The organism is Duganella aquatilis (assembly GCF_009674565.1).
GTDB classification, from domain to species: Bacteria; Pseudomonadota; Gammaproteobacteria; order Burkholderiales; family Burkholderiaceae_D; genus Rugamonas; species Rugamonas aquatilis.
Genome location: NZ_WKJL01000011.1, coordinates 24,747 through 36,610, shown reverse-complemented (window position 1 = coordinate 36,610; position 11,864 = coordinate 24,747). Strand labels below are relative to the sequence as shown.

The following is an 11,864-nucleotide window of genomic DNA, read 5'->3' as shown; positions in this document are numbered from 1 at the left end:
TGTGCGTATAAGCTGGGTCACCTGAATGAGGCCAGCATGAAACACATCATTATTCATCCCGCCCGCTTCGACCGCGAAGCTTACGCCATCGACCGCATGAGCCAGGCCGCGCAGCGCCTGTTGCATGCCCATACCATCGCTGATGAGATCCGCGCCGGCCAGTGGGTGCTGGCCTGGGCGGTGGCGGCCGGGGTGCGGCCGTCGGCGCGTGCGCTGGCGCGCGCCATGACGGCGTCAGCGTCGCTCAGCCTGCATTGAGGTCGATGATGGCCTGATACACGCGCACCGGTTCTTCGGCGATGCGGTTCAGCACGTACAGGAAGTGCTCGGCGCCGAACACCGCGTATTCGCGGGTGGGGAAGCCGCGCGCCTGCAGGGCGTCGAGCTGCTCGCCGCCGAGGCCGATCAGCGATTCGAATTCATACCAGCGCGGATCGAGGCGCTCTTCCAGGATCAGCGCGCTGATGTCGGCCTGGATGCTGCGATCATGCGTGGCGATCGAGCATTTGTGGCCGCTGAGTAGCAGTTCCTTCGCGTAGTGGCGGTAGGCGCTGGCCAGCTCCGGGCTGTTGCGGCTGTAGGCCACGCCTGCCGGTTCCAGGAAGGCGCCTTTCACCAGGCGGATGCGGCCGGGGATCTTCATCAGCGCCGGCAGATCCTGCGCCGTGCGGTGGCGCTTGGCCGGCACGGTGATGCCGACGTTGCGCAGGTCGTCTTCCTGGTGCAGGCGCGCGTAGATGGCATAGATGTCATCGGCGCGGTCGGCGCCTTCCATCGAAATCATCACTTCGCGGTTGATTTCCGCAGCGGCCAGCGCGATGCGGCGGGCGTTGCGGTAGCCCAGCTCGCTGTCCACCAGCGAGCCGACGTGCGACAGGTCGAACGAAATCGAGCAATTCAGATTGCGCTGGCCGATGCCGCGCACCAGGTCCATGAACACTTTCGTCTCGGCCATGGCAAACGCTTCGTCGCGCACGCTTTCGCCCATGTACTCGGCCGAGGCGGCATGGCCGCGCGCGATGATCTGCTCGACGCGCTGCAAGGCTTCCGTCACCGTCTGGCCGGCCACGTAGCGCTGCGATACCTTGTGCATGAAGGGACGCAGCAGCGGATCGTTGCAGAATTTTTCCTTGGCGGTTTCGTCGAGCGCCAGCGCGCGCAGCGTGGTGGCGGCCTGGTCGACCAGCGGTTGCCATTCGGATGGGAAGTTTGGTGCGGACACAATGTCTCCTTGGCTTACTTGGTTTCGCGCGCGCGGCGCGCTTCGTAGGTTTTCAAATGGGCGTAGGCGATCTTCAGGGTTGGCGAGGCCTGGTGCTGGTCGCGCGCCAGCATCTCGCCGACGATGTGGTCGGCTTCGATGGCACCGCCGCGCTCCAGGTCTTTCAGCATCGAAGCGGTGATCGGCGAGCCGGCCGCCGTCAGCATGGTGCGCGCGCGTTCGGTCGGCTGCTCGCGCGGCGGATAGCCGTGGCTGGCGGCGATGGCGCCGCATTCTTTCAGCAGCGCCAGCGGAACGTCGGCCTGGCCGGCAGCGACGATGTCGCCCACGCTGCCGCGCAGCAGGCAGGTGGCGCCGGCCAGCGAGGTGATGAAGATCCATTTCTCCCACATCTCCTGGCGGATGGCGGTGCTGGCGCGGGCGTCGAAGTTGGCGCCGGCCATGGCGCTTTCAATCGCCGCCACGCGCTTGGAGGATGCCGTGTCGAGTTCGCCGAAGACCAGCGCATGGGCGTCGTTCAGGTGCTGCACCTCGCCTTGTTCGCCGAGTGTGGCGGAGATCAGGCACAGGCCGCCCAGCACGCGCTCCTTGCCGAAGCGCGCGGCCAGCTGTTCCAGGTGCGCCATGCCGTTCAGCACGGGCAGGATGGCGGTGTTGGGGCCGACGGCGGCGGCGAAGGATGTCATGGTGACGTCGAGATCGTAGGCCTTGCAGCCGACGATGACCACGTCATAATGTTGGGCGATGTTTTCCGCCAGCAGATGCGGCGGGGAGGGCAGCGTCAGGTCGCCCTTGGGGCTGCTGATGCGCAGGCCATGCTGCTGAAGTTGCGCGGCGCGGCCGGCGCGCACGAGAAAGGTAACGTCCTGGCCTGCCGCCAGCAGGCGTCCGCCGAAATAACCACCAAGCGCTCCCGCGCCAACCACCAGAAATTTCATCATTTATCTCCGCCGAAGAAACCGACGGACAGTCTAGCACCGTGCTCTGAAGCTTGCCGGCACAAGATCTTGCGCGAGATCCAGGTGCGTCTATAACGAGCCGACAAGCTTGTGAATGAAGGTTCGCGCGATCATCCGAAAAGCCGGACGTAACTATTCCGGTTACGTGCCTGACTTGCCGGGGTGCGTCGCCACCGGAGCGACGTTGGCGGAGGCGGAGGCCTCGTTGCGCGAGGCAATTGCTTTCCATCTCGATGGCATGCGTGAAGATGGCTTGCCGGTGCCGCCGCCGGTCAGTGTGGTCTCTTATCTTGACGTCGCGGCTTGATCGTGTCGGCTGGCGGATCAGCGGCGGACGATGGTGCCGTTGACGTGGTCGACGCGGTCGCCGGTCAGCATCTGCGGGTCGTGGTCGAAGTTGAAGGAGGCGTGGCGGCCGTCCTCGTATTGCACGTGTACGGTCCACACCTTGGTGGACTTGGTTTTCTCTTCGACCTTCTTGCCGGCATAGGCGCCGCCGGCGGCGCCCGCCACGGTGGCCAGTTGGCGGCCATGGCCGCTGCCGACCTGGTTGCCGATCAGCGCACCGGCGACGCCGCCGGCGATCAGGCCCAGGGCGCTGCTTTCGCCGGCTTTCTCGCCGACCACCACCGAGGTGACCTTGCCGCATTCATGGCAGGCGCCCGGCTTGACCGGCGCGCCTTTGTACTGGGCGCGCGCCTGCGCCATCGATTTGTCGTATTCGGCCTTGGAATCGCGCAGGCATTGCATGCGGCGGCCGGAATCGCGCTCGTCGCCGCACAGTTGCTTGTCGTCGGCGTAGCGGGTGGCGATGCGCTTGGTTTCGGCGTCGAATTGCGCTTTCGGGCTTTGCGCCTGGGCGGCGCCAGCCAGGGCCAGCAGCAGGGCGGCCATCAGGGGGCGATGGGTCATGTTGTTCTCCTTGTTAACCGTAGGCGCCGCCAGTGTACAGCAAGTCAAACAGGCGGGAGATGGTCGCGATCAGGCCGCCGGAACCGATCATCATGCTGGCCACCAGCACCACGGCCACCGGCCAGTGGGTGTCCGACTGCCGGCCGGACTGCGGGTTGTAGCGCGCATCCCATTTCTCGTCGGCCGTGACGCCGATGACCAGCGCTTCCAGGAAGCCGGCCAGGCCGGAAACGATGATCGGCAGCAGCTTGTAGAAGTTGTCGGCCTGCGGCGCCGCCAGCGCCACCAGCAGGGCGGCCGGCAGGCTGGCCAGGTGCGCCCACAGCCACGCATCGCGCCAGCCGCGCAGATACAGCCGCTGCAGGCCCAAAGCGCCGAGCAAAAACGCCAGGAAGGCGGCAAGTGTCTTGTTTTTGTGACGCGTCTGATGCAAATCAGTCATGGTTGCTCAGTAAAATAGTCGGCAAGCCAGCAGTATCAGGCATAATACCGCCCCCGGCACGCCTTTTTTGCGGGCAAGCCTATTGCCCCGGACGCCGGAACAAGGGATAATCTTCGATTACCCCAACATGCCCAATTATTTCATTAACGCTTGCTGCTCCGTGGCAAAGCGCGCTATAATTTGCGGCTTTTTCCGTCCTAGCACAAATTTTTTGGAAATATTATGGTCGTTATTCGTTTAGCTCGTGGTGGTGCCAAGAAGCGCCCTTTCTTCAACATCGTTGCAACTGATTCGCGCAATCGTCGCGATGGCCGTTTCATCGAGCGCATTGGTTTCTACAACCCAATGGCTTCGGGTCAAGAAGTGTCGCTGCGTATTACCGCTGACCGTCTGGCTCACTGGGAATCGGTTGGCGCGCAACTGTCGCCTACCGTTGCCCGTCTGGTCGCTCAGAACAAAAAAGCAGCCTAAGTCTGGTTACTGGTTTGACCGATAAGAATGCATCCGGGGTGCAAGTCCCCGACGATCTGGCACAGGTAGGCTTTGTCTTCGGTGCTTACGGCGTTGCTGGCTGGGTCAGGATTCGTCCTTTCTCGGAAGATGCGGATGCACTCCTCAAGGTCAAAACCTGGTGGCTGGATAAACCAGCGTTGCGCGACGTGGACGTCCAGCAGGTCAAACTGCATGGCGGCGATGTCGTGGCGCGTCTGGTCGGTGTGACTGACCGGAACGTCGCTGAAGCGCTCAAGGGCGCCGCAGTCTTCATTCCGCAAAGCCGCTTCCCGGTCCTGCCAGCCGACGAGTTTTATTGGACCGATCTGATCGGTCTGGAAGTAGAAAATCTGCAAGGTGAGCACCTCGGTACGGTGACTGACATGATGAGCAATGGTCCGCAGTCGATCTTGCGCATTACGCCAGCCGCAGCCGCAGATGCCAATCCAGAAGAAGTTGCGGCGCAGGAGCGCCTGATCCCATTTGTGGACGCGTTCATCAACAAGGTGGACAAGGAAGCCAAGAAGATCATCGTCGACTGGGGCCTTGATTACTAAGCGTAACATTGAGGGCGGTTCGCCATGCAATTCGATGTCGTAACCCTGTTCCCCGAGATGTTTGCCGCGATAACGCAGTCGGGTGTCACCCGGCGCGCGTTTGAACAGAATAAATGTGGCCTGTCGCTGTGGAATCCGCGGGATTTCACCACCGACAATCACCGCACCGTGGATGACCGCCCCTATGGCGGCGGCCCCGGCATGGTGATGATGGCCAAGCCACTGGAAGCGACGCTCAACGCGGCGAAGCAGCGCCAGACCGATGCCGGTCTGCCCGCGCCCCGCGTGCTGTTCATGTCGCCCCAGGGCAGGCAGTTGACGCATGAGCGCGTGATGCAGCTGAAGCAGGAAGCCGGTCTGGTGATCCTGTGCGGCCGCTACGAAGCCGTGGACCAGCGTTTGCTGGACCGCGTGGTCGATGAAGAAATCAGCCTCGGCGATTTCGTGCTGTCCGGCGGCGAGCTGCCGGCGATGGCCTTGATGGATGCGGTGATCCGCCAGATTCCCGGCGTGTTGAACACCGATGCCTCGGCCATCGAAGACAGCTTCGTCAACGGCCTGCTCGATTCGCCGCACTACACGCGGCCGGAAACGTATGAAGGGGTGGGCGTGCCGCCGGTACTGATGGGCGGCAACCACGCCGAGATAGAAAAATGGCGCCGCCAGCGCATGCTGGAGGCGACCGCGCGCAAGCGACCGGATTTGCTTATCAAAGCGCGTGAGGCAGGACTGCTCACCAAGCGCGACGAGCAATTTTTGGCAGGCCTCTGAGCCTGCTTGTTATAACCCCATCCTCTACTGGGCAAGAGTTTTACTCATAGCGCGCCAGCACGATGGTTTATGGAGTCATTAAAAATGAACCTGATTCAACAACTCGAGCAAGAAGAAATCGCTCGCCTGGGCAAGAACGTTCCTGATTTTGCACCTGGCGATACCGTGATCGTTAACGTTAACGTAGTCGAAGGCACCCGCAAGCGCGCCCAGGCTTACGAAGGCGTGGTCATCTCCCGTCGCAACCGTGGCCTGAACTCGAACTTCATCGTTCGCAAGATCTCGTCCGGCGAAGGCGTTGAGCGTACCTTCCAGCTGTACTCCCCGCTGATCGCTTCGATCGAAGTGAAACGCCGCGGTGACGTACGTCGCGCTAAGCTGTACTACCTGCGTGATCGTTCCGGTAAATCGGCACGTATCAAGGAAAAACTGCCAAACCGTCGCCCAGCGGCGAAAGCAGCCGTTTAATACGGTTGTGTTTGGAGAAAAGGGGCGCCCGTGGGTGCCCCTTTTTGTTTCAAAGGAACTCAAGTGGCCCAGCCTCCGTTCGATCCCCAGAAGTTGCCGATAGACGCCATCGCCGGCGAACCGGCGGTCGCGCCTGTGCGCCTGACGCCCGCCTGGCTGCGCCAGCGCTTTGCCGCGCCGCCGGCCGTGTGGACGCCGGAAGGCGGCGAGCAGGTGCTGCCGGCCCGCGCCGGCCGCGCGCCGACGCCGGCCTCGGTGCTGATCCCGCTGGTGCAGCGCGAGGCCGGCCTGACCATCCTGCTGACCCAGCGCAACGCCAACCTGACCGACCACGCCGGCCAGGTCAGCTTTCCCGGCGGCCGCGCCGAAGACTACGATGTCGATGCGGTCGACACCGCGCTGCGCGAGTCGGAAGAGGAGATCGGCCTGGCGCGCCGCCACGTCGAGATCCTCGGCGCCTTGCCGAACTACCTGACCGGCACCGGCTACTGCGTCACGCCGGTGGTGGGGCTGGTGCAGCCGCCGTTCGAGATCGCCGCCGACCCGTCCGAGGTGGCCGCCATCTTCGAGGTGCCGCTGGCCTTCCTGATGGACGGCATGAACCACCAGCGCCTGTCGGCCGAGCTGCCGACGGGCCGCCGCAGCTTTTATGCGATGCCGTATGAAGGTTATTACATCTGGGGCGCGACGGCCGGCATGCTGCGCAATCTGTTCCATTTCTTGCGTGCAGAGTGAGAACTAGGCTATCGTTACGTCCATTAAGGGCAGGACGACTACAAGGACACTAATGACTTTTCTTTCGATTCTATGCGCGCTGCTGATCGAGCAGATGAAACCGCTGCGCGCAGACAATCCGATTTACGCCGAGATCAAGAGTCTGGCGTTGCGGATGGAGACCTGGTTCAACGCCGGCCACTCGACCCACGGCCGCATGGGCTGGTTCCTGATGATGGCGATCCTGATGGTGCCGACCGCCGCCATCTACTGGGTGCTGCGCCACTACGACTGGTTCCTGGCCGCCTTCGCGTGGAACGTGCTGATCGTCTACCTGACGCTGGGCTTCCGCCATTACAGCCACTATTTCACCTCGATCCAGCTGGCGCTGAACGCCGGCGACGAAGCCGCCGCGCGCGCCTTGCTGGCCGAGTGGACCAAGCTGGACACCGTGGGCATGGAAGTGACCGAGATCGCCCGCATCGCGGTCGAGAAGTCGCTGGTGACCACGCACCGCAATGTGTTCGGCGTGTTCTTCTGGTTCCTGATGCCGCTCGGCCCGGCCGGCGCCGTGATGTACCGCGTGTCCGAGCACCTGGCGCGCGCCTGGAACGAGCCTGAACACATGCGCAACGAGGCTTTCGGCCAGTTCGCCGCGCGCGCCTTCTACTGGATCGACTGGATCCCGGTGCGCCTGACCGCCGTCGCCTTTGCCGTGGTCGGCAACTTCGAGGACGCTATCTACGCCTGGCGCAATTTCGCCCACCGCTGGTCGAACGAGGCGATCGGCATCATCCTGGCGGCCGGTGGCGGCGCCATGGGCGTACGCCTCGGCACGCCGGCGGAGAACGCCGTCAAGGCCCAGATGGTGGACGCCACCACGGTCGATATCGAGATCGAACCGGACGTGATGCCGGGCGACGAACCCAGCGTCCGCTCGCTGCAGAGCACGGTCGGCCTGGTGTGGCGCGCACTGTTGTTGTGGATGATGCTGTTATTGCTGCTGTCGAGCGCATGGTGGCTCGGAGCATCGCCTTAAGAGTACAATAGAGGTATTGCCTTGGTGCAGGATGTAGTCTTTCCTGCACCAAAGTGGAAAGTTGCTGGAAAAAAGCTTTATCCATCAAGGGCTTACTTTTTTTAGTCTTCTATAAGATATAATACGTAAGATCCCATCCCCTCTACGCAGAAGCAGCCGCGCCTATGTCAGTTCAAAAACCGGCAGAACAGCAAGATTCGTTCTTCATCGTTGGCCAGACCAGTAATGGCAGGCAGTTCCGTCCCAGCGACTGGGCCGAGCGCCTGTGCGGCGTGATGGCCTGTTTCAAGCCGGAAGGCACCGGCGGCGGTCGCGATTCCCACCTGCAGTTTTCTCCATACGTGACGCCGACCGTGGTCAACGGCGTGAAGTCGGTGGTGGTCAACGGCAAGCTGCGCCAGCTCGAACCGCTGGCCTATCACTTCGTTTTGTCTTTCGCGAAAGACAACGACTTGCAGGTGGTCGACGCCTGCCTGCTTCCCGAGAAAAATTAATTTTTCCTTAAGTATCTATCCACCCTGGCGCGGTGGGGGTATGCTGCTTGTTCTTATCTTTTATCGTGAGAGACCATGAACAACAGCCGTCTGAAACACGTCGCCGCCGCCAGCTTCCTGCTGTGCGGAATGTCCTTTGTTGCCACCGGAACTGCCTGGGCCGCCGCTTCCGCCGCGCTGCCGGCCGGTGTGGTCAAGGGACCGGCGGTGGAAGGCATCACCGAGTACCGGTTGCCGAACGGCCTGAAGGTGCTGCTGTTCCCGGACGCTTCCAAACCCACCGTCACCGTCAACGTCACCTACCTGGTCGGCTCGCGCCACGAGAACTACGGCGAGACCGGCATGGCGCACTTGCTGGAGCACCTGATGTTCAAGGGTTCGCCGAAGAACAAGAGCATCCCGCAGGAGTTTTCCGCGCGCGGCATGGAGTTCAACGGCACCACCGCCAACGACCGTACCAACTACTATGAAGTATTCCAGGCCAGCCCGGACAACCTGAAGTGGGCGCTGGACATGGAGGCGGACCGCATGGTCCATTCCTTCATCGCGCGCAAGGATCTGGACTCGGAAATGACGGTGGTCCGCAACGAATACGAGAGCGGCGAGAACCGCCCGTTCGGCGTGCTGCTGAAGCGCATGCAGAGCGTGGCCTACGACTGGCATGCGTATGGCCGCTCGACCATCGGCAACCGCAGCGACATCGAAAACGTCAAGATCGATAACCTGCAGGCCTTCTATCGCACTTACTATCAGCCGGACAATGCGGTGCTGCTGGTGGCCGGCAAATTCGACGCGGCGCAAACGCTGCAATGGATTAGCAAATCGTTCGGCGCGATCCCGAAACCGAAACGCGTGCTGCCGCCATTCTGGACCGTCGAACCGACCCAGGACGGCGAGCGCAGTTTCGTCGTGCGCCGCAAGGGCGACGTGCAGATCGTCGCGCTGGGCTACAAGATTCCAAGCGCGCTGCAGCAGGATAGCGATGCGCTGAGCTTCATGTCCGAGATCCTCGGCGACACGCCGACCGGCCGCCTGCACAAGCAGCTGGTGGAAACCGGCAAGGCGGCGCAGGTGTTCAGCTTCGGCGAGACCGGTTACGCGCCGGGCCTGCAGATCATCGGCGCGGTGGTCAAGGCCGGCCAGCCGCTGGAACCGGTGCGCGAGGCGCTGACCGAAGCGGTCGAGAATTTCGCCAAGACGCCGCCAACCGAAGAGGAAATGGAACGCACCCGCCGCAACTTCGCCAACAGCATCGAGAAGTCGCTGAACGATCCGCAGCGCGTTGGCGTGACCTTGTCGGAAGAGATTTCGCTGGGCGACTGGCGTTTGCTGTTCCAGGGCCGCGACAAGCTGCCGACCATCACCTCGAAGGAGGTGGCCGATGTCGCCGCGCGCTACCTGAAGCGCGACAACCGCGTGGTGGGTGAGTTCATCCCCGAAGACAATCCGCAGCGCGCCGACATCCCGGCCGCGCCGAGCGTGGAAGATGCGATGAAAGGCTTCAAGGCCAAGGACAATGTGCTGACGTCCGAGGTGTTCGACCCGAGCAACGACAACATCAACGCCCGCACCGAAATCAAGACCATCGGCGGCCTGAAAGTGGCGCTGCTGCCGAAGAAGAACCGCGGCGAAACGGTGGCGGTGAACCTGCAACTGGACTGGGGTGACGAGAAGAACCTGGTCAACACCCAGATCGTGTCGGCCTTCACCAACCAGATGCTGATGCGCGGCACCACCAGGTACAACCGCGAGCAGCTGGCCGACGCCTTCTCCAAGCTGAAGGTGAGCGGCAGCCCGCAGCGCTTCGAGACCACCGGTCCGAACCTGGACGAGGCGCTGCGCCTGGTGGCGCACGTGCTGAAGGAGCCGAGCTTCCCGGCGGCGGAATTCGAGCAGTTGCGCCAGCAGTGGATCGTCGGCCTGGAAGCGTCGCGCAGCGAGCCGCAGGTGCTGGCCAGCCAGGCCATCGCGCAGCACTTCAATCACTATCCACAGGGCGACGTGCGCAATGCGCAGAGCCTCGACGAGCAACTGGCTGCCCTCAAGGCGCTCAAGCTGGAAGACGTGATCGCCTTCCACCGCGACTACTACGGCGCCAGCCACGGCGAACTGGCCATCGTCGGCGATTTCGACAAGGCCGCCGTCAGCAAGACCATCGCCGACAGCTTCAACGGCTGGAACAGCAAGGTCTCCTACGCGCCGGTGCTGAACACCAATGTGGACAAGGCGCCGTTGCACACCATGCTGAACGCGCCGGACAAGGAGAACGGTTTCTACACCGCGCGCCTGAACGTGGACCTGAACTCGAACGACGCCGATTATCCGGCGCTGGAACTGGCCAACTACATGTTCGGCGGTGGCTCGCTGAAATCGCGTTTGATGGACCGCATCCGCCAGAAGGACGGCCTGTCCTACGGCGGCGGCAGCGACCTGCGTCCCGGTTCGCAGGACCGCGCCGGCAGCTTCAGTATCGGCGCCATCGCCGCGCCGCAGAACCTGAAGAAGCTGGAAGCGGCGATCCGCGAAGAACTGGACCGCGTGCTGAAGGACGGCTTCACCGAAGCGGAACTGGCCAACGCCAAATCCGGCCTGCTGCAGGAGCGCCAGCAGACGCGCGCCAAGGACACGGCGCTGGCCGGCGGCTGGTCGCGCAACCTGTACCTGGGCCGCACCTTCGCCTGGAGCAAGGAGTTCGAGGCCAAGCTGAATGCGGCCACGCTGGCGCAGGTCAACGCCGCCTTCCGCAAAGCGATCGATCCGGCGAAGATGTCGATCGCGACGTCGGGCGACGAGACCAAGGCTGCATCGCCTGCACCGGCGAAGTAAGCGTCAGAACTTCGGCAGCCGGTCCAGCGTGATCACGCGTGGATCGTTATACACCTCGCGCTTGTGCGCGGCGGTGTTGTGGTACTCGCCAGTCCAGAAGTTATCCGGACTGGTGACGCCAGCCTCTCCGGCGGCGTCGTTCCACACCATGAACCACAGCCACCATTCGCCGTTCTCCGCGCTTTGGACGGGATCGGGGATGTAGCCGGTTTCGGTCAGCGCGATCGGCTTGGCGTGCTGCCGCGCCTTGCGATAGGCCGCGCTGTAGGTCTTGTCGTAGATGTCGTAGCCGGTGATGTCCACCACATCATCGCCCGGATACCAGGCCGGGTCCTGTCCATTCCATACCCAGATCAGATTGCGCAGGCCGTGCGTTTGTGTCAGGCGCGCGTGCATGTGGCGCCATAGCTGGATGTAGGCGGCGGCCGGCGAGACGCCGTCGCTGCGCGCGCGTCCCCACCAGAACCAGCCGCCCGACGCTTCGTGCAGCGGACGCCAGAGCACCGGCACATCCGCGTCCTGCAGCCGTTTCAGTTCGACGGCGATGCGGTCGATCGCTTGGTCGATCTTGCGGTAGTCGTCCACCGGCGCCGTGTAAGGCGTCTCCTTGCTGTAGAACTTGCCGTTCTCCATGCGCCAGTGCCAGTGGAAACTCACCAGTCCACCTTTGCGCGACCAGGCGATGGCTTCCTCGGTCTGGTGGCGGCCATCGGCTTCGGTGGCGTCGTAATAGTTCAGGAAATCGTAGCCCATCAGCGCCGGATACTTGCCGGTGTCGGCGTGCACACGCTCGGCCATGTCGGTGGCGTCGCGCCAGGTCAGGTCAGACTGGCCGGCGATGATGTGATTGCCCCAGACGCCGAGCAGGTAGTCGTACACCGCCTGGGTTTTGGCGTTGAGTGGCGCACCGCTGGCTGGCAGCAGGGCGAAGGCAAGGAGGAGGGCGAGGTATCTCATCCCGGTAATTT

Annotated in this window: 15 protein-coding genes; 10 read left to right on the top strand and 5 right to left on the bottom strand. The window is 63.0% G+C overall.

All coding sequences use genetic code 11. The annotated features are described in order from the left end of the window. Positions 1–36 precede the first annotated feature (36 nt). Positions 37–258: a hypothetical protein gene (locus GJ698_RS15810; protein ID WP_154358690.1), complete on the top strand. Its 222-nt coding sequence runs from the start codon at positions 37–39 to the stop codon at positions 256–258. On the opposite strand, the gene GJ698_RS15805 is transcribed toward GJ698_RS15810, so the two are convergent. Together GJ698_RS15805 and panE are read right to left on the bottom strand one after the other, a co-directional pair. After that, positions 245–1,222 (bottom strand): proline dehydrogenase family protein, encoded by a 978-nt coding sequence (locus GJ698_RS15805; protein WP_371865331.1) that lies wholly within the window; start codon positions 1,220–1,222, stop codon positions 245–247. The two genes, GJ698_RS15810 and GJ698_RS15805, sit on opposite strands and share 14 nt — an antisense overlap. Positions 1,223–1,236: 14 nt before the next feature. Next, positions 1,237–2,160 (bottom strand): 2-dehydropantoate 2-reductase, encoded by a 924-nt coding sequence (panE, locus tag GJ698_RS15800; protein ID WP_154358939.1) that lies wholly within the window; start codon positions 2,158–2,160, stop codon positions 1,237–1,239. 115 nt (positions 2,161–2,275) lie between these two features. Here panE and GJ698_RS15795 point away from each other — a divergent pair, with 115 nt between their 5' ends. Next, entirely contained in the window at positions 2,276–2,488 is a 213-nt protein-coding gene (locus GJ698_RS15795) for a type II toxin-antitoxin system HicB family antitoxin (protein WP_154358688.1), read from the top strand. A gap of 17 nt (positions 2,489–2,505) precedes the next feature. On the opposite strand, the gene GJ698_RS15790 is transcribed toward GJ698_RS15795, so the two are convergent. Together GJ698_RS15790 and GJ698_RS15785 are read right to left on the bottom strand one after the other, a co-directional pair. Then, positions 2,506–3,093, bottom strand: coding sequence for a glycine zipper 2TM domain-containing protein (locus GJ698_RS15790; RefSeq protein WP_154358686.1), 588 nt, complete (start codon positions 3,091–3,093; stop codon positions 2,506–2,508). A gap of 13 nt (positions 3,094–3,106) precedes the next feature. Continuing rightward, positions 3,107–3,535, bottom strand: a complete 429-nt coding sequence (locus GJ698_RS15785) for an NINE protein (protein ID WP_154358684.1) — start codon at positions 3,533–3,535, stop codon at positions 3,107–3,109. 222 nt (positions 3,536–3,757) lie between these two features. On the opposite strand from GJ698_RS15785, the gene rpsP reads away from it, so the two are divergent. The 8 genes from rpsP to GJ698_RS15745 all read left to right on the top strand — a co-directional run bounded on the left by rpsP (position 3,758) and on the right by GJ698_RS15745 (position 10,896). After that, entirely contained in the window at positions 3,758–4,006 is a 249-nt protein-coding gene (rpsP, locus tag GJ698_RS15780) for a 30S ribosomal protein S16 (RefSeq protein ID WP_154358683.1), read from the top strand. A 14-nt stretch (positions 4,007–4,020) separates the two neighbouring features. Next, positions 4,021–4,584: a ribosome maturation factor RimM gene (gene rimM, locus GJ698_RS15775; protein WP_154358681.1), complete on the top strand. Its 564-nt coding sequence runs from the start codon at positions 4,021–4,023 to the stop codon at positions 4,582–4,584. A gap of 24 nt (positions 4,585–4,608) precedes the next feature. Then, positions 4,609–5,355, top strand: a complete 747-nt coding sequence (trmD, locus tag GJ698_RS15770) for a tRNA (guanosine(37)-N1)-methyltransferase TrmD (RefSeq protein WP_154358679.1) — start codon at positions 4,609–4,611, stop codon at positions 5,353–5,355. 84 nt (positions 5,356–5,439) lie between these two features. After that, positions 5,440–5,823, top strand: coding sequence for a 50S ribosomal protein L19 (gene rplS, locus GJ698_RS15765; protein WP_154358677.1), 384 nt, complete (start codon positions 5,440–5,442; stop codon positions 5,821–5,823). Positions 5,824–5,886: 63 nt separating this feature from the next. Then, positions 5,887–6,558: a CoA pyrophosphatase gene (locus tag GJ698_RS15760; RefSeq protein ID WP_371865330.1), complete on the top strand. Its 672-nt coding sequence runs from the start codon at positions 5,887–5,889 to the stop codon at positions 6,556–6,558. Between the two features lie 52 nt (positions 6,559–6,610). Continuing rightward, positions 6,611–7,576 carry a CobD/CbiB family protein gene (locus GJ698_RS15755; protein WP_154358675.1) on the top strand — a complete coding sequence of 322 codons (966 nt, stop codon included), beginning with the start codon at positions 6,611–6,613 and terminating at the stop codon, positions 7,574–7,576. A 164-nt stretch (positions 7,577–7,740) separates the two neighbouring features. Further along, positions 7,741–8,070 (top strand): DUF3579 domain-containing protein, encoded by a 330-nt coding sequence (locus tag GJ698_RS15750; protein WP_154358673.1) that lies wholly within the window; start codon positions 7,741–7,743, stop codon positions 8,068–8,070. A 75-nt stretch (positions 8,071–8,145) separates the two neighbouring features. Next, positions 8,146–10,896, top strand: a complete 2,751-nt coding sequence (locus tag GJ698_RS15745; protein WP_154358671.1) for a M16 family metallopeptidase — start codon at positions 8,146–8,148, stop codon at positions 10,894–10,896. A gap of 3 nt (positions 10,897–10,899) precedes the next feature. On the opposite strand, the gene GJ698_RS15740 is transcribed toward GJ698_RS15745, so the two are convergent. After that, positions 10,900–11,853: a glycosyl hydrolase gene (locus GJ698_RS15740; protein WP_154358669.1), complete on the bottom strand. Its 954-nt coding sequence runs from the start codon at positions 11,851–11,853 to the stop codon at positions 10,900–10,902. Between the last annotated feature and the right edge of the window lie 11 nt (positions 11,854–11,864).

Excerpts from the sequence above, each read along its gene's own strand:
- GJ698_RS15785 (WP_154358684.1), bottom strand. The coding sequence starts at position 3,535 with ATGACTGATTTGCATCAGACGCGTCACAAAAACAAGACACTTGCCGCC.
- rplS (WP_154358677.1), top strand. The coding sequence starts at position 5,440 with ATGAACCTGATTCAACAACTCGAGCAAGAAGAAATCGCTCGCCTGGGC.
- GJ698_RS15745 (WP_154358671.1), top strand. The coding sequence starts at position 8,146 with ATGAACAACAGCCGTCTGAAACACGTCGCCGCCGCCAGCTTCCTGCTG.
- GJ698_RS15795 (WP_154358688.1), top strand. The coding sequence starts at position 2,276 with ATGAAGGTTCGCGCGATCATCCGAAAAGCCGGACGTAACTATTCCGGT.
- GJ698_RS15740 (WP_154358669.1), bottom strand. The coding sequence starts at position 11,853 with ATGAGATACCTCGCCCTCCTCCTTGCCTTCGCCCTGCTGCCAGCCAGC.
- panE (WP_154358939.1), bottom strand. The coding sequence starts at position 2,160 with ATGAAATTTCTGGTGGTTGGCGCGGGAGCGCTTGGTGGTTATTTCGGC.
- GJ698_RS15810 (WP_154358690.1), top strand. The coding sequence starts at position 37 with ATGAAACACATCATTATTCATCCCGCCCGCTTCGACCGCGAAGCTTAC.
- rpsP (WP_154358683.1), top strand. The coding sequence starts at position 3,758 with ATGGTCGTTATTCGTTTAGCTCGTGGTGGTGCCAAGAAGCGCCCTTTC.
- trmD (WP_154358679.1), top strand. The coding sequence starts at position 4,609 with ATGCAATTCGATGTCGTAACCCTGTTCCCCGAGATGTTTGCCGCGATA.
- GJ698_RS15750 (WP_154358673.1), top strand. The coding sequence starts at position 7,741 with ATGTCAGTTCAAAAACCGGCAGAACAGCAAGATTCGTTCTTCATCGTT.
- GJ698_RS15790 (WP_154358686.1), bottom strand. The coding sequence starts at position 3,093 with ATGACCCATCGCCCCCTGATGGCCGCCCTGCTGCTGGCCCTGGCTGGC.
- GJ698_RS15755 (WP_154358675.1), top strand. The coding sequence starts at position 6,611 with ATGACTTTTCTTTCGATTCTATGCGCGCTGCTGATCGAGCAGATGAAA.